This window comes from Vibrio sp. V31_P5A7T61 (genome assembly GCF_009904895.1).
In the GTDB taxonomy this organism is placed as follows: Bacteria; Pseudomonadota; Gammaproteobacteria; order Enterobacterales; family Vibrionaceae; genus Vibrio; species Vibrio metschnikovii.
Window position 1 is genome coordinate 1 of sequence record NZ_WXWI01000025.1, and the last position, 23736, is coordinate 23736.

The 23736-nt window shown below is 44.3% G+C and carries 23 protein-coding genes; 14 read left to right on the forward strand and 9 right to left on the reverse strand.

Annotation, left to right across the window (positions count from 1 at the left end):
- Nucleotides 1-297 precede the first annotated feature (297 nt).
- The 7 genes from sufB (at nt 298) to CAG58_RS04975 (ending at nt 6448) form a co-directional block, all read left to right on the forward strand.
- Nucleotides 298-1734: a Fe-S cluster assembly protein SufB gene (gene sufB, locus CAG58_RS04945; RefSeq protein WP_004395001.1), complete on the forward strand. Its 1437-nt coding sequence runs from the start codon at nt 298-300 to the stop codon at nt 1732-1734.
- A 7-nt stretch (nt 1735-1741) separates the two neighbouring features.
- Nucleotides 1742-2503, forward strand: coding sequence for a Fe-S cluster assembly ATPase SufC (gene sufC, locus CAG58_RS04950; protein ID WP_154167785.1), 762 nt, complete (start codon nt 1742-1744; stop codon nt 2501-2503).
- The gene (sufD, locus tag CAG58_RS04955) at nt 2503-3762 is read left to right on the forward strand and encodes a Fe-S cluster assembly protein SufD (RefSeq protein WP_161426443.1); all 1260 of its coding nucleotides are present in this window, start codon (nt 2503-2505) and stop codon (nt 3760-3762) included. Before sufC ends, sufD begins: the two co-directional genes overlap by 1 nt.
- Nucleotides 3762-4991, forward strand: a complete 1230-nt coding sequence (locus CAG58_RS04960) for an aminotransferase class V-fold PLP-dependent enzyme (RefSeq protein WP_161426444.1) — start codon at nt 3762-3764, stop codon at nt 4989-4991. The genes sufD and CAG58_RS04960 overlap by 1 nt, the downstream gene beginning before the upstream one ends.
- A 10-nt stretch (nt 4992-5001) precedes the next feature.
- On the forward strand, nt 5002-5367 hold the full coding sequence (locus CAG58_RS04965; RefSeq protein ID WP_004395005.1) for a HesB/IscA family protein: 366 nt from the start codon (nt 5002-5004) through the stop codon (nt 5365-5367).
- 49 nt (nt 5368-5416) lie between these two features.
- Nucleotides 5417-5950, forward strand: a complete 534-nt coding sequence (gene sufT / locus CAG58_RS04970) for a putative Fe-S cluster assembly protein SufT (protein ID WP_158143743.1) — start codon at nt 5417-5419, stop codon at nt 5948-5950.
- Between the two features lie 87 nt (nt 5951-6037).
- The gene (locus CAG58_RS04975) at nt 6038-6448 is read left to right on the forward strand and encodes a SufE family protein (RefSeq protein WP_161426445.1); all 411 of its coding nucleotides are present in this window, start codon (nt 6038-6040) and stop codon (nt 6446-6448) included.
- 76 nt (nt 6449-6524) lie between these two features.
- On the opposite strand, the gene CAG58_RS04980 is transcribed toward CAG58_RS04975, so the two are convergent.
- Complete coding sequence (locus CAG58_RS04980; RefSeq protein WP_154167801.1) at nt 6525-7208, reverse strand: VC0807 family protein; 684 nt, start codon at nt 7206-7208, stop codon at nt 6525-6527.
- 230 nt (nt 7209-7438) lie between these two features.
- Here CAG58_RS04980 and CAG58_RS04985 point away from each other — a divergent pair, with 230 nt between their 5' ends.
- The 4 genes from CAG58_RS04985 (at nt 7439) to CAG58_RS05000 (ending at nt 11350) form a co-directional block, all read left to right on the forward strand.
- Nucleotides 7439-7810 (forward strand): GntR family transcriptional regulator, encoded by a 372-nt coding sequence (locus CAG58_RS04985; RefSeq protein ID WP_161426446.1) that lies wholly within the window; start codon nt 7439-7441, stop codon nt 7808-7810.
- The gene (locus tag CAG58_RS04990) at nt 7807-8664 is read left to right on the forward strand and encodes an ABC transporter ATP-binding protein (protein WP_161429856.1); all 858 of its coding nucleotides are present in this window, start codon (nt 7807-7809) and stop codon (nt 8662-8664) included. The genes CAG58_RS04985 and CAG58_RS04990 overlap by 4 nt, the downstream gene beginning before the upstream one ends.
- Nucleotides 8664-9521 carry a hypothetical protein gene (locus tag CAG58_RS04995; protein ID WP_161429855.1) on the forward strand — a complete coding sequence of 286 codons (858 nt, stop codon included), beginning with the start codon at nt 8664-8666 and terminating at the stop codon, nt 9519-9521. The genes CAG58_RS04990 and CAG58_RS04995 overlap by 1 nt, the downstream gene beginning before the upstream one ends.
- 185 nt (nt 9522-9706) lie before the next feature.
- Nucleotides 9707-11350 (forward strand): BCCT family transporter, encoded by a 1644-nt coding sequence (locus CAG58_RS05000; RefSeq protein WP_161425844.1) that lies wholly within the window; start codon nt 9707-9709, stop codon nt 11348-11350.
- Between the two features lie 102 nt (nt 11351-11452).
- On the opposite strand, the gene CAG58_RS05005 is transcribed toward CAG58_RS05000, so the two are convergent.
- Entirely contained in the window at nt 11453-12301 is an 849-nt protein-coding gene (locus tag CAG58_RS05005; protein ID WP_040904223.1) for a universal stress protein, read from the reverse strand.
- A 10-nt stretch (nt 12302-12311) separates the two neighbouring features.
- Nucleotides 12312-13802: a SulP family inorganic anion transporter gene (locus CAG58_RS05010; RefSeq protein ID WP_161425845.1), complete on the reverse strand. Its 1491-nt coding sequence runs from the start codon at nt 13800-13802 to the stop codon at nt 12312-12314.
- Between the two features lie 275 nt (nt 13803-14077).
- On the opposite strand from CAG58_RS05010, the gene CAG58_RS05015 reads away from it, so the two are divergent.
- Nucleotides 14078-14404: a metalloregulator ArsR/SmtB family transcription factor gene (locus tag CAG58_RS05015; RefSeq protein WP_161426488.1), complete on the forward strand. Its 327-nt coding sequence runs from the start codon at nt 14078-14080 to the stop codon at nt 14402-14404.
- On the opposite strand, the gene CAG58_RS05020 is transcribed toward CAG58_RS05015, so the two are convergent.
- On the reverse strand, nt 14401-16125 hold the full coding sequence (locus CAG58_RS05020) for an SgrR family transcriptional regulator (protein WP_161426487.1): 1725 nt from the start codon (nt 16123-16125) through the stop codon (nt 14401-14403). The two genes, CAG58_RS05015 and CAG58_RS05020, sit on opposite strands and share 4 nt — an antisense overlap.
- A 247-nt stretch (nt 16126-16372) precedes the next feature.
- Here CAG58_RS05020 and CAG58_RS05025 point away from each other — a divergent pair, with 247 nt between their 5' ends.
- Entirely contained in the window at nt 16373-16564 is a 192-nt protein-coding gene (locus CAG58_RS05025) for a hypothetical protein (protein WP_004395017.1), read from the forward strand.
- 376 nt (nt 16565-16940) lie between these two features.
- Nucleotides 16941-17957 (forward strand): ACR3 family arsenite efflux transporter, encoded by a 1017-nt coding sequence (gene arsB / locus CAG58_RS05030; protein WP_161429854.1) that lies wholly within the window; start codon nt 16941-16943, stop codon nt 17955-17957.
- A gap of 153 nt (nt 17958-18110) precedes the next feature.
- Here the strand turns inward: arsB and phoU are convergent, their stop codons facing one another.
- The 5 genes from phoU to CAG58_RS05055 form a co-directional block, all read right to left on the reverse strand.
- Nucleotides 18111-18854, reverse strand: a complete 744-nt coding sequence (gene phoU / locus CAG58_RS05035; RefSeq protein WP_158143754.1) for a phosphate signaling complex protein PhoU — start codon at nt 18852-18854, stop codon at nt 18111-18113.
- 24 nt (nt 18855-18878) lie between these two features.
- The gene (gene pstB / locus CAG58_RS05040; RefSeq protein WP_249374266.1) at nt 18879-19685 is read right to left on the reverse strand and encodes a phosphate ABC transporter ATP-binding protein PstB; all 807 of its coding nucleotides are present in this window, start codon (nt 19683-19685) and stop codon (nt 18879-18881) included.
- A gap of 39 nt (nt 19686-19724) precedes the next feature.
- Nucleotides 19725-21095: a phosphate ABC transporter permease PstA gene (gene pstA, locus CAG58_RS05045; RefSeq protein WP_154167832.1), complete on the reverse strand. Its 1371-nt coding sequence runs from the start codon at nt 21093-21095 to the stop codon at nt 19725-19727.
- Between the two features lie 16 nt (nt 21096-21111).
- The gene (gene pstC, locus CAG58_RS05050) at nt 21112-22497 is read right to left on the reverse strand and encodes a phosphate ABC transporter permease subunit PstC (RefSeq protein WP_154167834.1); all 1386 of its coding nucleotides are present in this window, start codon (nt 22495-22497) and stop codon (nt 21112-21114) included.
- 71 nt (nt 22498-22568) lie between these two features.
- A complete protein-coding gene (locus CAG58_RS05055) occupies nt 22569-23591 on the reverse strand; it encodes a substrate-binding domain-containing protein (RefSeq protein ID WP_072669632.1) in 1023 nt (340 codons plus the stop codon).
- Nucleotides 23592-23736 lie beyond the last annotated feature (145 nt).

Genomic DNA, 23736 nt, shown 5'->3' on the forward strand with positions numbered 1-23736 from the left:
GGACTCATACTCGTGACAAAAGAATAAAAAATGTTTGATAAATCAATTAGTTTGAAATTTTTATCACACTGAAGTTCAAAACGAGGATTTTTTACTTTTGTGATGAATTAGAATAAAATTCATATAAAACAAATAGATAAAAAATAACCAGCCTAAAGCCGTGAGGATTAATACTTGAGTATTTTACTCGGGTATTGTATCTTTGCGTCATAAGATTATCGTCTGCGGTCGCCATTATGGGTACACTATAGGCCTATGACAAAGCAGCGCATAAAGACATCAGCGAGAACCGAAGTTATGACTGAACAAATTCATGAAGCATTATCCCGTAAATATGAGGCAGGCTTCGTCTCTGATATTGAGTCTGAAACCTTTGCTACAGGCTTAGATGAAAGTGTGATTCGTCGTATTTCAGCCATGAAAAACGAACCAGAATGGATGTTAGAATGGCGTCTGAAAGCTTACCACAATTGGCTGGCGATGGAAGAGCCTGAATGGGCTCATGTTCACTATCCGAAGATGGATTATCAAGCCATATCCTACTATTCAGCTCCTAAGAGTATGAAAGATAAACCTAAATCACTTGATGAGGTTGATCCAGAGCTATTACGAGTGTATGAGAAGTTAGGGATTCCTCTCTATGAACAGGAAATGCTCGCTGGGGTTGCTGTTGACGTCGTGTTCGATTCCGTGTCCGTAGTCACCACCTTTCGTGAAAAACTAAAAGAAGCCGGCGTGATTTTCTGTCCGATTTCGGAAGCGGTGCAAGAATACCCTGAACTAGTGAAAAAATACCTTGGCTCTGTGGTGCCACGTTCTGATAACTACTTTGCCGCGTTAAATAGTGCTGTATTTACTGATGGTTCGTTTGTGTATATCCCGAAAGGGGTACGTTGCCCGATGGAACTATCAACCTATTTCCGAATTAATGAACAAAATACTGGCCAATTTGAGCGTACCTTAATCATTGCCGATGAAGGCAGTTACGTCAGTTATCTTGAAGGTTGTACCGCGCCTCAGCGCGACGAAAACCAACTTCATGCTGCTGTGGTTGAATTGGTGGCGATGGACGATGCGCAAATTAAGTACTCGACCGTTCAAAACTGGTATCCCGGTGATGAAGATGGTAAAGGTGGTATCTATAACTTTGTAACTAAGCGTGGCATTTGTCATACCAATGCAAAAATCTCGTGGACACAAGTTGAAACCGGGTCGTCAGTCACTTGGAAATATCCAAGTTGTATTTTAAAAGGCGACAACAGTGTCGGTGAATTCTACTCTGTTGCCTTAACCCGTAACCGCCAACAAGCGGATACCGGTACCAAAATGATTCATTTGGGTAAAAATACTCGCTCAACGATTATCTCGAAAGGGATTAGTGCTGGAGAAAGTAATAACACTTATCGTGGCTTGGTACATATGGGGCCGAAAGCTGATGGCGCTCGTAACTTTACCGAATGTGATTCGTTGTTAATTGGCGACCGCTGCGGCGCGCACACTTTCCCATACATTGAAAGTCGTAACCCAAGTGCCAAAGTAGAACATGAAGCGACCACTTCTAAAGTGAGCGATGAACAGCTGTTTTTATGCCAACAACGAGGATTAGATACCGAGAAAGCGGTATCGATGATCGTCAATGGCTTTTGTAAAGAAGTGTTTAAAGAGTTGCCAATGGAGTTTGCCGTGGAAGCCGGTAAGCTGCTTGAAATTAGTCTGGAAGGCTCAGTAGGATAATTATTACATGTTAAATATTAAAAACTTACACGCTCGTGTGGAGCAAAAAGACATTATAAAAGGGCTAAATCTCGACATTAAGCCGGGCGAAGTTCACGCGATTATGGGACCTAACGGTGCGGGTAAAAGTACCTTAGGCTATGTGCTTTCTGGGCGCGACGGCTATGAAGTGACCGACGGCGAAGCGATGTTACATGGTCAAAGCTTACTGGATATGGACGTTGAAGAACGTGCTCGACACGGCTTATTCCTGGCCTTTCAGTACCCAGTAGAAATTCCTGGTGTCAGCAATATGGAATTTATGAAAGAGTCAGTGAATGCCATGCGTGCTCATCGTGGACAAGAGCCATTGACGGCTGCTGAGTTTTTGAAAAAAGCCAAAGAAGCCAGTAAGCAAGTTCAACTGCCGCTCGATTTTCTGAAACGAGGCGTTAATGAAGGCTTCTCCGGTGGTGAGAAAAAACGTAACGAAATCATGCAAATGATTTTATTAGAGCCAAGCCTATGTATTTTAGATGAATCGGATTCAGGATTGGATGTTGATGCTTTGCAAGTGGTTGCTAACGGCGTGAATAGCCAGCGCAGTAAAGATCGTAGCTTTGTGGTCATTACTCACTATCAGCGCTTGCTTGATTACATTGAACCCGATTTTGTCCACATTTTGGCTAACGGCCAAATTGTCAAAAGCGGTGATGCTTCATTAGCCAGAGAAATTGAGCAACAGGGTTACGCATTTCTTGGCTTAGAAGATAGCGAGGGGGCTGAGTAATGAGTCAATGGCTTCAGCAAGTGATAGACCGTGGCTCGAAAACCAATGATTGGCTGAGCCCGGTTCGTCAACAAGCGCTTAATGCTCTGCGTCAAACCCGCTGGCCGACCCGACGTACTGAAGCTTGGCGTTATACCTCACTCTCTTGTTTAGAGCAGCTAGAACTGTCGCCGGAATCAGACAATGCGCCGTTCAACTTAGCACCAATCGCTGGGCTTGAAACCATCGATTTAGTGTTTGTTGATGGTCAATTGCAGACCGATTTAAGCGCGCTAAATTTACCACAGGGTGTCAGTATCTATAGTGCTCAAAGCCTACCCGCTGACCAACAAGCAGCTGCGGTGAGCCGTTTTTCTCAGGTTAAACCATCGCGCCATTTATTCGGTATGGTCAACGATGTATTGGCTGATAATGTATTGTTTATCGATGTTGATCCTGAGTGCCATTGCACGACTCCGCTCCGAATCGTTCATCACAATCATCATGGCTATGAAGCCCATTATCGTGTGCAAGTTAATCTTGGTCACCATGGCAAATTAACCTTGATTGAGCATGCTCAAGGCAGCGGTGATAATTTACGCACCGGTTTCACGGAGTGTTTGCTTGATGTACATGCTGAGCTAGAGCATTATCAATTTCTGATCAATAGCCCGCAAGCTTTGTATTTTGGTGGCACGCATTTCTCGCTTAATGATTATGCTCAACTAAACAGTACGGTGATTGGCTTTGGTAGCCAATTGTCACGCCTTGATGTTGATATTATTCATAGTGGTGAGCATGCAGAAGCAAAAATGAACGCCGTTTATCTATTGGGTGAATCGGAGCATTTTGATTTGCACAGTACTATTGAACACGCAAAACCTAATGGTACTAGTGAAGAGAATGTACGTGGTATTGTCGGTGACAAAGCGACAGCGGTATTTAATGGCCGTATTCACATTCATCGTGATGCGCAAAAGACCCTTGCTGAGCTGAATAATCGTAACTTACTTTTGTCACGCCGTGGCCAGATCAATACCAAGCCAGAGTTAGAAATTTACGCCGATGATGTGAAATGTGCCCACGGTGCGACGGTGGCTGAAATTGAAGAAGAAGCGCTGTATTATTTGATGTCGCGTGGCATTGGCCGTTCACAGGCATTAGTCATGCTCAATGTTGGCTTTATTCAAGAATTGATTAACCAAATGCCAAATCAAGTTTTGGCTGAGTGGTTAGCGCCTATATTGAGTGCTCGTTTTAAAGAGATGGAGGTAAGATAATGGTCGAAACCTCTGCGTTCGACGTTGCTGCGGTTAGAGCGCAATTTCCTATTCTTAATCAAAATGTTGAAGGTAAGCCTCTGGTTTACCTAGACAATGCCGCGACGACGCAAAAGCCGATGGCGGTTATTGAAGCGATTACTGATTTTTATACTCAGTGTAATGCTAATGTTCATCGTGGCGTTCACCGTTTAGCGGATCAAGCAACACAACGTTATGAACATGGCCGTGATGTGGTCGCTAACTATATCCACGCTTTTGATCGCAGTGAAGTGATTTGGACTAGCGGGACTACCGAGTCGATCAACATTGTTGCGCATGGTATCGCGCAGCGTTTGCAGCCTGGCGATCAAGTATTGGTCACCGAAATGGAGCATCACGCGAATTTGGTGACTTGGCAACAGGCGTGCCTGAAGAGTGGTGCCGAGTTGGTCATCGCTCCTATTCAAGATAATGGTGAGTTGAATGTCGAGCAATTTGCATCGCTGCTGAATTCATCGACCAAATTGGTGGCGATGCCACACATTTCTAATGCGCTTGGTACGGTTAACCCTATCCATGCCTTAACGGCACAAGCCAAAGAGGTGGGTGCACTGGTCTTAATTGATGGCGCGCAAGGCATTGCTCATGGTGGTGTCAATGTGGCTGATATTGGCTGCGATTTTTACGCCTTCTCTGGTCATAAGGTTTTTGGTCCAACAGGAGTGGGCGTACTTTGGGGCAAAGCTGAGGTATTGCAAGATTGGCCGGTGTTGCAAACGGGCGGTGAGATGATTGCTAAGGTGACTTATCAAGACGCTACGTGGGGAAGCCTTCCTAACCGATTAGAAGCGGGTACACCCAATATCGCTGGTGTGATTGGTTTGGCCGCTGCCATTACTTGGTTTAGCCAGTTTGACCTCGCAGCCGTGCAAGCACACGAACGGGCCTTGATGGAGCGAGCGTTGCAACACGCGAGTGAGCTAGAGGGTTTCCAATTAATTGGTAATGCTAACGACAAAATTGGCGTGTTGAGCTTTTTACTGGAAGGTTGTCACCCAGCCGATATCGGTTTTATTCTAGATAAACAAGGGATTGCAATTCGCACCGGCGATCATTGTGCGCAGCCATTGATGCGTCGTTTAGGCGTTCCTGGTACGGCGAGAGCGTCATTTTCTATTTACAACACGATAGAAGAAATCGATGCGCTGTTCATTGCACTTAAAAAAGCTCAGCAAATGTTAGTTTAAGGTAAATTATATGCAGGTAGAAACTTATACCCCTGAAGTGTCGAATCAACCAGTACTGACATTAACCGACAGTGCGATTCGTCATTTTGAAAATAAATTAGCGAGTCAGCCTGACCATGTTGTACGCATCTCTGTGAAAACCAGTGGTTGCAATGGCTATGCCTATGTTCTCGATATCCAAGAGCAGGCGCTAGAGTCAGATCGAGTGATCAACGCAAGCGATAAGTTGACGGTCAGTATTGCTGCTGAGGCGATTGCGATGCTGCAAGGTACTGAACTTGACTACGTTAAAGATGGTTTAAATGGCGTGGTAAAGTTTAATAATCCTAATGTGGTTGCTGAATGCGGCTGTGGAGAAAGTTTTAATGTCAGTTAACACCTTAGTGGTCAGTGTTACTGTCTTTTCGAGCATCAAGGTTAACTAAATGCAACAGAGAATTGTAAACCTTGAACGCGATTGTCTGGTTAGGCGAGTGCCTAATGGCGATAAACAGCTTCTTACTCAAGGTGAGTTTGTCACCATTACTCAGGATCTGGGCGGTAACTATACCATCACGTGGCGCGGAAATATGTATCGTGTTGATGGTACTGATGCCGATGCGATTGGTCGACAGCCTCTGAAACTTGAATTTGATACACCCAAAGATGGAAATATCGATCAAGCGCAAATATATCAGGCTTTAGAGACCGTCTATGATCCAGAGATCCCGGTTAATTTATTATCGCTAGGTCTAATCTATCAAGTGTCGATTGATCAGGCTGCTCGCTGCGTACAGATTGAAATGACGTTAACGGCACCAGGCTGTGGAATGGGACCTGTTTTAGTCGGTGATGTTGAACATCGTGTCAGTATGGTGCCTCATGTCGATAAGGTTCAGGTCAACTTAGTGTTTGATCCACCATGGTCACGTGAGATGATGAGTGAAGAAGCCCAACTCGAAACCGGACTGTTTTTTTAATTCTTGGCTCCACGACTAGTGTAGAGCCGTTACGACACCTTAATCCAGTCGATGTCGTATCAATTCGTAAGGATATAGAGCTTAAAAATGAACCTACCAAGTGACCAAGAGATGATCGAAGATTTGGCTTTTTTTGACGATTGGGAGCAACGCTACCAATACATCATCGATTTAGGCAAGGCATTAACGCCGTTTGATGAGCAGCAAAGGCGAGATGAAGATCTAGTACCGGGGTGTCAGAGTCAAGTATGGCTGCATACTCAAATTGAGCAGGGTCGTTTACAGCTTTTTGCTTATAGCGATGCGATCATCGTTAACGGTTTATTGGCGATTGTCTTGGCGGCTTATCACAATAAGACTGCCAGTGAGATCCTAGCGTTTGATATCGATAGCTATTTCAAAACGTTAGATTTAGAGCGTCATATTAGCCCGACTCGAGGTAACGGACTAAGAGCGATTGTGGGTAAAATTCAACATTTGGCTCGCCAGCAACAATAAGTCAGGTTTTGGCCTATAAATAATAAAACCCACGCAAGTCGTGGGTTTTATTATTTATGTTGTCACTTTAAGCGGTTTAGCGCAGAAAATCTTCAATCTTATTACCGGTAATGGTCGAAATACTTTTAAATAAGTAGATCAATGCTCCCATCATGATGATCGTGACGGGTAAAGCAATGACTGGAAAGCTGAGGGCGGTCATCTTACCGATCTCTTCATTAAACGCTTCTGTCCCTGCTGGGCTCGTCACTATCCATTTGGCGAGTACATAGTTTAATACCGTAGAAACCAGAAACGAAAAAGCAATGATGTATGAGCAGATATTAATTTTGCTCTCAAATTCAGCGTGATTGTTGGATTTTTCTAACGCTTGATTGAGTTTTTCATTATCGACAATATCATCGTTAAGCAGCATCTTTTTGACAACCGGATATCCGATGGCATTACTAATCAATATACCAATAAAAATGATCCCTGGAATGGCCGCTTCTTTAATCGCAATGTAGGCGGGGTCTAATTGCAGTAAACCGATACCACCAGTCAACAGAACACTGATTAAACCAAGAGCGGAGTAAAAGTTGATTTTTCTTTCTTGAATAAAACTCACGATACCAAAAATCAATGGGAAGGCGAGGGCAACGATCAGCGCCCAGGTCGGTCCTAGATTATCTTCACCACTCATCTTACTGAGAATAACGACAGGGATGATAATGTTCAGTAACAGATTACTGATTAAACTCTTGTTTTTATTTGATTTCATTGTAAATGATTCCTACTTGCAGAGAGCAAAGTATACTAATGCTCCCCACTAACGCAAGTCCATCAGTAACCTCAAATCGAGCTCAATTGTAAGCAGTCGTCTCATGGTTTCTTCTTACTATTTGAGTTTAAACCCGCCCTTATTTTTATAATTGAGTAAAAAGAGTTTGCCAATACGGCCCATTAGGTTTACTGTTGTATCTGTGTATAACACCATATCGGTATAAAAATATGACAGAGTGGCAAGATAACCAGCCCATTTTTCGTCAGTTAGCCGACAAGATCATTGAACAGATCTTACAAGGGGTTTGGCAAGAAGATCATGCCTTACCGTCAGTAAGAACCGTGGCGGCTGAACTGAAAATTAATCACTTAACGGTAATGAAAGGTTATCAATTACTGGTTGACGAAGGACTGGTTGAAAAGCGCAGGGGTCAGGGAATGTATGTCATAAAAGGTGCACTTCAGCAGTTAAAAAACAGCCAGAAACAGCATTTTTTGCAGCAGCAAATCCCAGAAATAGCCCACACACTTCGTGTGCTAGAGATGCCCTTAGATGATTTTATTAGCCAATTAAAACGGCATATTGAAGGTGAACAATGAATCCATTAGTTGAAGCAAAGCAGGTTTCTAAACAGTACGCTAAACAAGCAGAGGCGCTGCATGAAGTGAGTTTTACTCTTCATGCTGGGCAAGTATTAGGCGTGTTGGGCCATAATGGTGCGGGTAAATCGACCCTAATTAACGCTTTATTAGGGGCTCACTACTACCAAGGTGACATCGCGATTAACGGTCTTCATCCGATTGCTGATCATGCTCAGGTCATGGAAATACTGGCCTATATTTCTGATGTCAATGTGCTGCCGGACTGGATGACGGTGAAGCAATTGTTACGCTATACCTCTGGCGTTCATCCCAGCTTTTCGTTAACCAAGGCCCGTTCAGTGTTAGCAGAAACCAATATTAATCTATCGAGTAAAATTCGCACGTTATCCAAAGGGATGAAAGTCCAGCTCCATTTAGCCTTAGTGATTGCAACCGATACCCAAGTGCTGATTTTGGATGAGCCCACATTAGGACTTGATCTTATGTATCGAGAAACCTTTTATCGTCATTTATTAGAGTGGTTTCATGATGGTGAGCGAGCGTTAATTATTGCTAGCCATGAAGTGGCAGAAATTGAACATTTGCTGACCGATGTGCTGATCTTAAAACAAGGCAACGTCGTTTTACAAGATTCGATGGATAATCTAACTGAGAATTATTGTGTATTAGAGGCGAACTCTAGCTACGCAGACGAGATTGAAAAACTGAATCCGTTACGTGCACAAGTCGGATTAGGCACCACCAAGTGGTTGCTGGCCGCAGAACATCGAGAAGCAGTACAAGCTTTCGGAACAGTACATAATATCAAATTAGCGGATTTATTTATTGCTCTACAAAAGGAGAAAGCATAATGCATGCAAGTCTATATATGCTTGAAAAAGAGCTGATTGAAAATAAAAGTGTTACCCGAATTCCTTTATTTTTATTAGCATGCGGAATATTATTATTCATTAGCTTATTAATGAATGTTTCACTTGGGAATAATCTATTTTTCGATGTCGAATATTCTGACACGCTTGCTCATGTTGATGGTTCTGCCGTCGAGAGCTTCAATCAATTCATTACGATGATGATTGGCTTGGTATCATTAATGTTAAGCGCTTTATATTTTCCGAAAACGTTTCGTAAAGAACGAAAAGAAGGTAGCGCGATGTTTTGGCGCAGTATGCCGGTCACAAATACCATGGTCCATATGGTGAAACTGGCTTTTGGACTACTATTAATCCCAGTTATCTGCTCTTTATTGGTTGTTTTTGCAGATATTTTTCTCTGGGTGCTCAATATGGCAACCAATGAAAGATTTGGATTTTTATTTGCTCAGCGTTCTTTGTGGTACGCATTGCAGCATGGTTTGAGTTACATTGGTTTAATGTGGCTAGTCGGTTTGTGTTTAATTCCATTAGCATGTTTTACTTTACTTATGTCACAACTGTTTAATTCACCACTATTAGTCATGTTTATTGGTGGTTTTACCTTAAAATGGTTGTCGATCGCGATGTTTAATTCTTACCTTATCAGTGATTTCTTTAACGCTATCTTTAATTTTCCGCTAAAATTAGTCACGGCTTCGACCATGTCCAATATAGTCAATGAGGTTGGTATCGGTAATCTCATGGCGTATCTTTTGATTGGCATGGTCAGTTATTGGGCAAGTTACCGGCTTTATCGTACGAATGAAAGTTCATTGGCCGCGCTATGGGCTAAATAAACGGATCATCCTCTTCGATATATACCCAAACCACTTGGAGTTGCAGGTAGCCAACACCGCTGCAGCTTCAAGTCGAAAGGGTATAAACAGAGGTGATGGGAAATCCCTTCTCATCACCTCTAGTGTTGCCGGTATTGTTATTTGATTTGGAGTATCAAAAGGCACAGTAGTGAGAGGAGAGGAATGTGAGTAGTGATAACGGTGGGATCCCGCGCCCAAGTGGTAAGGTTAACCCAATTGATACGGACTATACCGTTGGCCAAGATAATGTGGTGTTATCGGTTGGGCCTTTTGGCTTAGACATTCATAACCGAGTGTTCGCCGTATCTGGGCTAGCAATCATTATTTTTGTATTTACGACTTTGATTTTCCGCGAGCAAGTAGAACCTGTCTTTTTACATATGCGTGGTTGGCTGACCTCGCATTTAGATTGGTTTTTCATGCTATCGGCCAATATCTTTGTCTTGGTGTGTTTAGGTTTGGTGGTATCGCCATTAGGCCGAGTGCGTATTGGTGGCACTGACGCGGTACCCGACTATTCTTACGCTGGTTGGCTAGCCATGCTATTTGCTGCAGGAATGGGGATTGGTTTGGTGTTCTTTGGTGTGTCAGAACCCATGTCACACTTTAGTAGTTCCTTATCAGGTTCAGCCATAGAAGATGGCTTACGTACCGATTGGGCGCCACTGGGCGGCGCAATGGGAGATACCGAAGCGGCTCGTCGATTGGGCATGGCAGCAACGATTTACCACTGGGCGCTGCACCCATGGGCAATCTATGCATTGCTCGCGCTTGGGTTAGCCATTTTCTCGTTTAATAAGGGATTGCCACTGACAATGCGTTCAATTTTTTATCCTCTCTTTGGTGAGCGGGTATGGGGTTGGACAGGGCATGTGATCGATATTTTGGCGGTGGTAGCGACCGTGTTCGGTTTAGCCACTTCCTTAGGCTACGGAGCGTCTCAAGCAGCGACTGGACTTAACTTTTTATTCGATGTCCCCTTAACTGATACTACACAAGTGGTATTGATCATTGTGATCACCGCGTTAGCATTGATTTCGGTGGTTGCTGGGCTAGATAGTGGTGTTAAACGTTTATCAGAAATCAATATGGGCCTAGCCGCCTTATTGCTGCTGTTTATTGTCGTTGTTGGTCCGACGTTAGCGATTTTAACGGGATTTTTCGATAACCTTTTAGCCTATGTGACTTATCTACCTGAATTAGCCATGCCATTTGGCCGTGAAGATGTAAATTACTCGCAAGGTTGGACGGCGTTTTACTGGGCGTGGTGGATTTCTTGGTCACCATTTGTCGGTATGTTTATTGCGCGAGTATCGCGTGGTCGTACGGTACGCGAATTTATTGTTTGTGTGTTGTTGATCCCATCGACGGTCTGTGCATTTTGGATGACAGCCTTTGGTGGCACAGCGATTAGCCAATACGCTAATGATGGTTATCAAGCAGTGATGGGCGCTGATTTACCCGTTAAGTTATTTGCGATGCTGGATGCCATGCCGTTGGCGAGTATTACGTCGGTGATTGGCATCATTTTGGTCGTGGTCTTCTTTATCACTTCTTCAGATTCAGGATCATTAGTGATTGATACTATTGCGGCAGGTGGCAAAGTGAATGCGCCGACGCCACAGCGTATCTTCTGGTGTACCTTTGAAGGGTTAGTCGCTATTGCATTAATGCTAGGTGGCGGGTTAGCCGCAGCGCAGGCGATGGCGGTCACAACCGGTTTCCCGTTTACCATTGTCTTACTGGTCGCGACGGTGTCACTGATTAAGGGATTAATGAGCGAACCCAGAAAAGCAAAAGCCAAATAAAGAGCCAATAACGGCATATACCGAAAGTCGAAAGAATACCGTTGCTTCTCGATAAAAAAAGCCCTAACAGAGAGTTAGGGCTTTTTGTTGTACGACTGAAAGTTAACGAATCAAAAGCAGCGGGACGTTGGATTCAATGATGATTTTTGTGGTGTTGCTACCTACAAAAAACTGACGCAGTTTTGAGTGACCATAAGCGCCCATCACAATCATTCCCAACTGATGATGCTGTTGGTAATCGAGAATCGCGCGGTGCACGTCACCGGTTAAACTGGCTTCCACCACATTGACGCCATGAGTACGCAACTTTTCCGCTGCGTTAGCAAACGCGGTCGCTTTTTCATCTGAGTCTTCGACCATCACTAAGTGACAAGTCAGCCCTTTGAGTAGCGGAGTATTGATCGCTTTTTCAACCAGCTTTTGGCTCACTTCACTGCCATCAAACGCTAACAAATAATTTTGCGGCGCTGCAAAGTCCCCGGTCGCGACTAAAATATGACTTTTAATGGTGCGAACCACACTTTCCAATTGTGAACCAACGGCTTTAGTATTGCTTTGGTTCACCTCACCAGATTTGCCGACCACGAGGACGCGGATATCTTTTTCCATGTCCAACAAAGTTTCAAGTAAGTCACCGTGTTTTTGCAGTTTTTGTAGATCAGTAAAACCAGACTCAAGGGCTTTGGCTTCTAACTCATTGAGTAAGGCCTTTCCGTGTCTTAATGCTACTTTGGCGCGTTTTTCATCCAGCTCGACCAGCTCTTGTAGTAAGTGCTCACGACTGCCTAGTCCAATGTTTCCGGATAATTCAATGGCAATTTCTCGATCGGATTTATCGAGCACATGCAGTAGAGTGAGTGGCGCAGACAACGTTTTCGCTGTCCAAACGCTCAGATCCGCCACGGACTGTGAATAGCTCGCTCCATCGATACAGGCAATAATATTTGTCATGCTTTGCTCCTTAGTGACCGCCCATCAGTTTTGCCACTTCTTCGGGTTTATTATGAACACCGAACTTGTCGACAATGGTGGCTGTTGCTTCATTCATGCCGATTAATGTTACTTCAGCCCCTTCACGGCGGAATTTAATCACCACTTTATCAAGGGAAGAGACGGCAGTAATATCCCAGAAATGTGCTGCAGAGAGATCGATGGTGACATGATCCAATGCTTCTTTGAAGTCGAATGAGTTGATAAATTGATCTGACGAGGCAAAAAAGACTTGCCCAACAACACGATAAGTACGCTGGCTGCCATTTTCTGCTAGGTCGCTCTTGATAACCATAAAGCGGCCAATTTTATTGGCAAAGAATAGTGCAGCTAATAGCACGCCAACTCCAACACCAATCGCAAGATTGTGGGTCATGACCACCACAATCACAGTCGAAATCATGACAATATTGGTAGAAAGTGGATGCGATTTAAGATCTCTAATTGAGCTCCAAGAGAAGGTGCCGATGGAGACCATGATCATTACGGCGACTAGAGCTGCCATAGGGATCAAGCTTAACCAATCACTAAGAAAAACCACCATGATAAGTAGTAGTATACCCGCGACAAAAGTCGATAGACGGCCTCGACCACCGGATTTAACATTAATAATTGATTGACCAATCATCGCACAGCCAGCCATACCACCTAAAAAGCCAGTGGCAATGTTGGCCACACCTTGGCCTTTACATTCGCGGTTTTTATCGCTGTCGGTATCGGTAAGATCATCAACAATCGTGGCGGTCATCATCGATTCAAGCAAACCGACGACAGCAAGGCCAGCAGAGTAAGGTAAGATGATCAGTAAGGTTTCTAGGTTAAGCGGTACATCAGGCCACAAGAAAATTGGCAGTGTATCGGGTAAATCCCCCATGTCACCGACGGTACGAATATCGATGCCAAAACTAATAGCGATAATGGTTAAGGTGATAATACATACCAGCGGAGAAGGCAGCATTTTGCCAATGACGGGTACATAAGGGAAAAGATAAATAATGCCTAAGCCAGCTAAAGTCATCACATAGACATGCCAGGTGACATTGGTTAGCTCTGGAAGCTGAGCCATAAAAATTAAAATTGCTAAGGCGTTAACAAAACCGGTGACCACTGAACGCGATACAAAGCGCATTAAATTCCCCAGTTTTAGATAACCGGCGGCAATTTGTAATACTCCAGTGAGCAGTGTCGCCGCTAATAAATATTCTAGGCCGTGTTCTTTAACCAGCGTGACCATTAATAGAGCCATAGCGCCCGTTGCAGCAGAAATCATTCCCGGGCGTCCGCCAGTAAAGGCAATAACCACCGCCATACTAAAAGAGGCATATAGACCCACTTTGGGGTCAACACCAGCAATAATTGAAAAAGCAATTGCTTCTGGGATCAGTGCTAGCGCAACCACTAAACCAGCTAAAACATCCCCTCGCACGTTGGATAACCAATCGCGCTTAATATTCTGTAACATCTGTTTTCTCTATAAATAGGTAAATAAAAGGTGTGAATTGAGAGGTGGTTATTGTTCTAGGGCGGCGTAAGTGACATGCACGGAATCTCCTATTGGCCATTTAGAAATGTGATCTTAATCATTGCTGTTCTGAAGGTCAACCAAGGAAACCGTTAAGACGGTGTTTTGCTTTTTACTTTTTGCCAATGAGTAACGAAAAAAACAGCATTGAGCTTTGACTTTTTGCTTCGAAAGCCTTAACTTCAAACGCATCTGATTTTTCATATGTGTTTGTTATGTGCGATACGTTAACCTTCTATAAATCATTAGCTGAAGAGACTCGGCTTAAATCATTATTACTAATAAGTCGGCATCGAGAACTGTGCGTGTGTGATTTAATGACCGCACTCTCTCTCAGTCAACCCAAAGTCTCTCGTCATTTAGCCGAGCTACGTAAAAACGGTTTGGTGATTGATGAGCGGCGGGGTAAATGGGTCTATTACCAAATTAATCCACAATTACCGAATTGGATGCGTGAGGTATTAATCATGTCGCTGGAAAATAATCAGTCACTAATAGCAAACGAAAATCAAACCATTATTCGGCATTCTTGCAGTAATTAATTACCCGTCCAGACCTGCTTTAATTCAGGCCATCCCCAGGTGGTTAAAGCAACATTTTTAATTAAATCGTGGAAACGTAGCACTTGTTGTTCGTGATAGAGCGGCTGTAAAAAACCGTAATGAATTAACGTTGCCACCAAAGGCTCTAATACCACAAGGTACTGCTCTATACAGACGTTTGCGCGTATATCTGCTAACGATTGACGTAGCCATTTACTAGCCACATCACCCAGCGCATGGTGAAGCAGCGGGTTACTGTAAAGAAACTGATAGGCACTGGTATGACGATTATCATCTAAGTTAATACTGCTTAAGATTAGGGTTTCATTGAGAGTTCCCTGTGCTGCTTTTTGTTGCAAGGTTTGATAGTCGTAACTGTGGATGATGACTTGAATACCGTGATCAGCCAGCCGCTTAGCTATTGCTTCAGCGCACTCAATCAATGTCACGTAGTTGTATACGGCCATCGTCATTGACGTCGGTAATGGGCACTGAGTGGCGGGGAATCGAGATAACTTGGTCCAACAAGGCAATAAATGATCAGCGGGAGTGAGGTTTGAGTGCGCTATATCGCTCAATAACCAGTTTGGCTCAAGCAAGCTAAGTAACCATTGGCGTTGTTGGTCGTCGAGCGGTAGGTTAGCGTGGTGATTATTTAATAAAAAAATCGCCCCCTCTTCTTGGCGAGAGAATTGATTAATTTGTTCGTTTTCAATCTTCGGAGATTCTGCCGATACGTAATATTGGCAGCTTCGGCCAGCGTGAGGAATGGCGTCGGTTGCAGTTGTTACATCTTGGTCGAATAGCCAGATAGTAATCTGGTCACATAATGAACGGCAGCCATAGTATCGATTGAAAGCATGCAGTACTAATTGCTTATCAGTATGAGTATAAACTTTGAATGCACCACTGCCGATCACGTTGGAGTTGGACTGCTGAAGCTGTTTAACCGGTTGAATAGAATAACTGACACCGCTAATCAGACCTGCAAAGCTTTGATCAGGGACGGTGAATTCAAACAGTATTTCCCGCGGATGCGGGGCACTAATGCGCTTTAAATGAGCAAGTTCATGCTGATAATTCGCTAAGGATTTTAAGCCTGAAAAGAGCTCGACAATGCTCTGCGCATCGATCATTTGTCCGTCATGAAAAGTTAGCTCTGGGCGTAAATAAAAGCGCCACTGATAATTCTCAGCATCATAATGCCAATGGTGAGCCAGTTCCGGATGTACTTGTCCGTCAGCATCACAACGGACCAAGCAAGCGTAGGTTTGTCGTACTAAAAAGCGTTCACTGTTACGTTGTGGATGATGGGGCAGCAGAGTCTGAAAGGGGCGGCGATAGGTCAATTGGATATGCAATCGCCCTTCGTGCATTGAAGCTCCGGAGGTTTGCTGTAATAGCCGAGCGAAAACCTGTTCATCTTGCTCCAAAAGATCCAAGGCCTTGTCATACTGTCCACGTAAAAGACAGTCACTGGCTAGATGTTCTTTGAGCCGCTCAGGATCTTGCAATAAACACAGCGTTGAACGCTTATTTCGGCCAACCTTAGGCTGCCACGAGAGCCAGCCTTGTTGCTGCATTTGTTGTAGCAAGACACGTGCATAGCGCGGGCTACTGCATAATCGATTGGCAATGTCCTCTAACGTAGCACTGATGGGTTGTTCTATCGCATAACCATCGAAGCGTAAGTAATAACGATATAAATTAAGGATAGACAAAATAGGTTTCCTTTTTAAATTTTTGCTCCCCATTTAAGGGGGTAATGATAGATCGTTTTCCATTAAGAGCCATCTTATGGTCTATTTAAAGCTTTTATGAGCTTTTCCAGTCTATTGTGTATTGATGGTGTCAATGAGTCATTCGATTTATTTTTAAATAGGGATGTAAAATAAATTATCCTGTCAGTTTTTCTTTTCCTTAAATCTAGCATACTAAAGATATCCCAAGCCAGAAGAGGATACCATAATGCCAACCACATCAGCCGTTGCTCGCTCAAGCAAACCTATTGAAACGGGGTCTGTTGTTCACCCGCAGCCATTAACAGAATACTACTTACAACGCTTAGCGGTATGCCAATCTCGCTCAGAAAAGCAAGCGCTATTCGCTTTGATCCAACTATGCCAATGGCAACAAGAGATAAACAGTAAATCTAACTGAATAACCGCATGGCACCTTATTTACGCCCGCTCCTGACCCCCATCAAGAGGCAAGTAAGGTGCCATTTTTACGTTTTCCATTCATCGATATTTCTCGAAAACTTCACTTTGCTAGCTTGATTACGACTTCAACATCTTGTGCTTGACGAGCGTAAAATAAGACATATGATTTACCATATATCTGAAAAATCAAATGTGATGGTGCTCTCTTCAGAGCTAAGTTACGCCACTCATAATTCGAATCGTTTGTTGCTAATAAGGTGAATCTACCGATGAAAATCACGCGCATCATCTTAATAATGGCTAAGCCAATCATTGATGATGCGTTATTTTTAGCTATTGAAATATGATGAATCGAAAATTTTAGGAGAAAAATCATGGGATTATTTGAGCGCTACTTATCCGTTTGGGTAGGGCTGGCGATCATTGCTGGTATTACACTTGGCTCAATAGCGCCGGATGTCTTTGCGATATTTGCTCGCTTTGAATATGCGCAGGTGAATATTGTTATCGCGGTGCTGATTTGGTTAATGATTTACCCAATGATGGTGCAAATTGATTTTTCTTCCATTAAAGATGTCGGTAAAAAGCCTAAAGGTCTGATACTGACTTTAGTGATCAACTGGCTGATTAAACCGTTCACCATGGCATTTTTAGGTTGGCTGTTCTTTAAGGTGTTTTTTGCTAACTGGGTCGATCCACAAACCGCCAATGAATACATTGCTGGGATGATTTTACTTGGTGTTGCCCCTTGTACGGCGATGGTGTTTGTCTGGAGCCAATTAACCAAAGGCGATGCAAACTATACCTTAGTTCAGGTGTCGGTAAACAATGTCATCATGATCTTCGCTTTTGCGCCTATCGCTGGGCTGTTGCTGGGGATGACCGATATCACCGTCCCTTGGGATACCTTATTACTCTCGGTGGTTTTGTATGTGCTGATCCCGTTACTCGCTGGAGTGTATACGCGCAAAAAGCTAGCTAAAAATAATGATCTGTCACGTTTAAACGCTTTTACCGCAAAAATGAAACCTTGGTCGATAATTGGTTTGTTAGCAACCGTAGTGCTGCTATTTGGGTTTCAAGCCGAGACCATTCTCTCTAAGCCTTTGGCGATTGTATTAATTGCCATTCCGCTGTTGATTCAAACCTATGGCATTTTTGCGTTGGCTTACTTCGCTGCTAAGAAAATCGATTTACCACATAATATTGCCGCACCAGCGTGCATGATCGGCACTTCTAATTTTTTTGAACTCGCGGTGGCGGTGGCAATTGCTCTGTTTGGGTTACATTCTGGTGCAGCGTTGGCAACGGTAGTTGGCGTGTTAGTGGAAGTACCCGTGATGCTAAGTTTAGTCTGGTTTGCTAATCGCACGCGTCATTGGTTTAATTAATCACCCGATCGATTGGTCGCTGCCGAATAGGGCAGCGTTATGGATTATTCCTTCAATAAAAAAACAGCCATCTCTTATAGAAATGGCTGTTTTCCTCAGAGCTCTCAACCTCGATTCGATAGAGACTGAGTGCGTTCGTCGAGTCAGAGAGAACTAATACTTTTTGGCGAGTAGTTCAGCCATCTCTTGGTCGGTCTTATGGCGCACATCTAAACCTTTGACAAAGTAGATGGTGTACTCACAGACGTTGCGCGCATGATCGCCAATTCGCTCCACGGCACGGCCTATCCAAGTGATCTCTAAGATGGTTTGGAAGTGAGAACAGTTAAGCAGCATATTTTGGTTGTTTTGACGTAAAATTTCGCTATAACTGTTATCAATATGCTTATCCAACATTGCGGCTTCTAAGGCCGCTTCCGCATTCATATCATGAAACGCATCCATGGATTTTTGTAGCATATTAATCACGTGAGCGTTGATTTGTTCGAACTCATCTTCTTGCAGTTCAATACCCTCAAAGTAATTTTTCTTTCCTGGATGCTGTTCTTTTAAACGCAGTACCGCGCTGGCAATGCGTTTTGATTGATCACCAATCCGCTCTAAATCCATGATTGCCTTCATGATGGAAAAGATTGCTCGTAAATCGCGTGCTGCAGGCTGGCGTTTAACGAGAATATCCACACATTTTTGGTCGATACTTAGCTCGAGTAGGTTGATCTGATGATCATTTTCTATTACCTGCTTAGCGAGTCGAGTATCACCAGTCATAAAGGCATTGAGTGCGTGGCGAACCTGCTCTATCACTAAGTCGCCCATGTTAACCACAGAATCGACAATCGAGCGTAATTCGCTGTTGTAACTGTGTGAGGTGTGCCCATCAATACGATGAGTTGGCATAAATCTCTCCTGAAAAATTGTGAATTAACCAAAGCGACCCGTGATGTAATCTTCCGTGCGGCTATCACGCGGGTTGGTGAATATTTCTCGTGTATCATTGAGCTCGACAAGATTGCCCATATGGAAAAATGCGGTTTTATCGGAGACACGCGCTGCTTGTTGCATATTGTGCGTGACCATCGCGATGGTGTAGCTGCCTTTCAGTTCATCAATCAAATCTTCAATGATTGAGGTCGCAATAGGGTCGAGTGCCGAACACGGTTCATCCATTAAGATGACTTCAGGATTGACGGCAATCGCGCGTGCAATACAAAGGCGTTGTTGTTGACCACCAGACAGCCCAGTTCCGGGAGCAGAAAGGCGATCTTTGACTTCATTCCACAGTCCTGCACGGCGTAAACTGTTTTCAACAATTTCTTCTAAGTCGGCTTTATTATCGACTAAACCGTGCAAACGGGGCCCATAAGCAATATTTTCGTAGATGGATTTTGGGAATGGATTCGGTTTTTGAAAGACCATACCCACTTGCGCACGGAGCTGTACGACATCAAGGCTCGGGTGATAGATATCTTGCCCATCCAAGGTGACGGAGCCTTCAACGCGTGCGCTATCAATGGTGTCATTCATGCGATTTAAACAACGTAGAAAGGTCGATTTACCACAACCGGAAGGGCCGATAAACGCGACGACTTCATTTTCTACAATATCCATGTTGATGCCATGCAAGGCTTGTGATTCACCATAGAACACTTTGACATCACGGGCGGCCATTTTGGAATTTTTTACCGCAGTGGATGACGATGCTTTACGCACAATATCAGGGTTAATCATCGGCTGTTTATTCATTACTGCTTCACTTATCATGTTGGATTACCACCGTGTTTCAAAGCGTCGACGTAACCAGATGGCCAACGCATTCAGACTAATCATTAATGCTAGCAATACGATGATTGCAGCAGAGGTTCTTGCTTCAAAGAAGTTACGGAGTTCATTACCTTGCCATAAGAAAATTTGCACTGGCAGAGCGGTTGACTGATCCATCGGCGTACTTGGAATACTGGCAACAAACGAGTTCATACCGATTAATAACAGCGGTGCGGTCTCGCCCAATGCTTGTGCGATACCTAAAATCGCCCCGGTCAAAATGCCTGGAAGAGCCAGCGGCAGTACGTGGTGAAATACCGCTTGAGTTTTTGATGCGCCAATACCTAGCGCTGCTTGACGGATCGATGGTGGAATCGCTTTTAAGGTTGAACGAGTCGCAATAATCACCGTTGGCAGTGTCATCAGAGTTAACACTAAACCGCCGACAAACGGTGCCGATAATGGCAGTTTAAACCATAAAATAAACACCGAGGCACCGAGTAGACCAAACACAATTGAAGGAACGGCGGCGAGGTTATTAATGTTCACTTCAATAAAATCCGTCAGTTTGTTTTTCGGCGCAAACTCTTCCAAATAAATCGCGGAAGCTACCCCAATCGGTACCGCGAGCACCATGACGATCAGCATCATAAATACCGATCCCATAAATGCCCCCGCTAAGCCAGCCGACGCTAACGAGCTGCGTGAGTCGACATTCATAAATAAAGCGGTGCTAAATTTATTTTGAATCACGCCACGGTCTGCCAGTTCATCAGCCCAAGCACGCGTGCGAGCACTTAATTGCTGGCGCGAGTCGGGTAAATCGCGATCAATATTGCCTTTTAACCACACATCGACATTCGCATCGGCCAATAAATCTAAGCGTAGTGTTTTACCGACCAATGACGGGTCATTGACTAACATGTCGCGCAGTGCGAAACGTTCACCACTGGTGATTAAGCGTAATGCATCACGTTGATAGCGGGGCGCTTCCGGTATTTCTTTGGCTAAACTATTAACGATAATGCGGTTGAAATTGACCATGCCTACTTGACCTTGCCAAGCGAGCATTCGTTGTTGAAATTCACCTGCGGATTCGCCACTGAGCTGAACGGGTTTCGGCTCAATATTGATTACCTCAGGATCGAAATAAACGTTCAAACTTACCGTCGCCTGCCAAAAAGCAGGAATGCCTTTGGAAAAAACGGAAACAAACAGGATCAATACAAAACTGAGGGCTAAGCCAACAGCTCCCATACCAAACGCTTTAAAACGACGTTCACTGGCATGGCGTTTTTTGAGTGATTTTGCAATACGCAGTTGTGTTTTCTCACGTAGCTTATTCGTATCGCTCATTGATTGAGTTGAAGTTGGCATAATACTGTCCATGAAATTACTCATATTGTTCGCGGTATTTACGTACGATGACTAACGCAATGACGTTAAGAAACAGGGTAATCACAAACAGCGTTAACCCTAAGGCAAAGGCCACCAGTGATTGCGGGCTAGAGAAATCCAGATCGCCGGTTAATTGATTGACGATTGTCACGGTCATCGTCGATACAGCTTCAAAAGGATTAGCGGTTAAGACCGGGCTATTGCCCGCAGCCAACACGACAATCATGGTTTCGCCAATCGCACGGCTGGCGGCGAGTAGTACGGCTCCGGTAATGCCCGGCAGCGCTGCGGGCAGGACGACTTTACGTATCGTTTCTGATTTTGTCGCTCCGAGACCCAGCGAGCCATCTCTTAAGGCTTTAGGAACTTGGGTGAGGATGTCATCGGAAAGAGAAGAGATGAACGGGATGATCATTAACCCCATCACGACCCCTGCTGTTAGAGCTGAGGTAGCACGGATATCAATATTGAAGAATTCACCTATCTCACTCAGAAAAGGGCCGACGGTGATCAGGGCAAAGAAGCCATAGACAATCGTTGGGATCCCTGCCAGTACTTCAATAATCGGTTTCGCTACAGAGCGAACTCGACTGGGGGCATATTCGGCTAAGTAAATCGCGGCCATCAAACCGACTGGAATGGCGACGGCAAGAGCGATAAACGCAATCATGAACGTTCCCGCTAACAGCGGTAGCATACCAAAACCACTTTGGCCGCTGGTGCCTACGGTTGAGAAACGCGGATTCCATGTCGTACCAAAAAAGAAATCGAGTGGGTCAACAAAGCTAAAAAAGCGAAAGGCTTCTCCCAGCATCGACAGCACAATACCAATCGTCGTCAGAATGGCTACACCAGAACAGAGAATAAGTACGATGTGCAACGCACGTTCAACTTGGTTACGAGCACGTAAATCAGGGCGAATGCGACGGGTGCTAAAGACGACGCCTGTCGCAGCTAAAGTCGCCATTAAGCTACTTAAGATAACGTGACTGGTAAATTGTACCTGTTGCAGGTACTCAGCTGCCGCGATTTGATAATCACTGAATTCACTGACTACGGCAAAGCCGCTGGCTAAGTTATTCAATTGGTTCATCAATACACGAGCGTGATCGGCGGTAGCGGGTTGAAACTCGCTGGGGATACTGCTGAGCACTAAGTTTTGAATGAAATTAGGGGAAAATGTCGTCCATAAAACAAACACTAAAAAAGCGGGTACGACAGCCCAAAGTAGGGTCAATACACCGTGATAAACTGGACGAGAATGCAAGCGTTGAGTCTGCCCGCTGCTGGTTGATGCCACTCTTTTACTGCGCACTAGCCCGAGCTGATAAGCCAGAGCCATGACTGCCAGTAGTACCACCATTAGCATCATATTATTCATAATTGTGATTACCTTTTAAAAGCAATAGTAAGAGAGACGTTAATGCCTCTCTTACTGAATTATTACTTTATTTATAAAGTCTTACGGTTGCGAATGTCGTTTGAAACTTGCGCGCGCTCAGCGTCATCCATTGGGATTAGGCCAGCTTCTTCTAATGGGCTACCCATGCCACCAATCTGCTCGTTGACGAAGAATTGAGCGTATTCAAGTAGGCCAGGGACAACACCAACGTGGGCATTTTTGATATAGAAGAATAAAGGACGAGAAACCGGATATTCACCCGTTGAAATGGTCTCTAAACTAGGAGTGACACCATCGACCGTTGCCACTTTTAAGCGGTCACGGTTTTGGTCATAGAAGCTGAGGCCAAAAACACCTAATGCGTTACGCTGTGCATCGAGACGAGCCAGTGTTTCTGTATAGTCACCAGCGACTTCCACCACGCGTCCATCGGTACGAATCGCGTTACAGAAGTTTTCTTTGGCTTTGCTATCCATGGCTTTGACTTCAGCAAACGTTGCACAACCCGGGTGGACAACTTTTTCTTCATACACTTCACGGGTGCCGTGGTTAGAGCCAGGGATCACTAATAAGATATCTTGATCCGGTAGTGAAGGATCAATCTGTTTCCAGTTGGTGTAAGGGTTATTAACCATTTTACCGTTTTGAGGAATTTGCGCTGCGCCTGCTTTAAATACATGTTCAGGTTTTAGTGCAAAACTGCCACTGTCGGTGCGTGAAGCAAAGACAATACCGTCGTAACCGATTTTCACTTCGATGACTTCATTCACGCCGTTGGCTTTACAGTTCGCAAGCTCATTGGGACGGATAGCACGAGAAGAGTTAGCAATATCAATGGTGTTGACACCAACGCCTTGACAAAACTGGCGAAGGCCGCCGCCCGAACCACCTGATCCAACAATCGGTGTATTAAATTGAGCAAAAGTTTGCCCAAACTCTTCAGCAACGATTGATGAAAATGGCAGCACAGTCGATGAGCCAGCAATTTGGATAGTTTCACGAGCCATTGCAGGTGCTGAGATAGCCGTGGCGATGGTTGAGGCAAGCAATAGCGCGTTGCGTCCAAACTTCATAGTATTTCCCTCGTTCATTCACATTGTTAACCGCTATGGCATCATGCCTTCAAATTGCGGTTGTGTTTGGTTTAACTAAAACGGATTTTGGGTGGTTTGTATGACAGTAAAATGGAAGTTATATGACAATCATGTGACAGAGGGG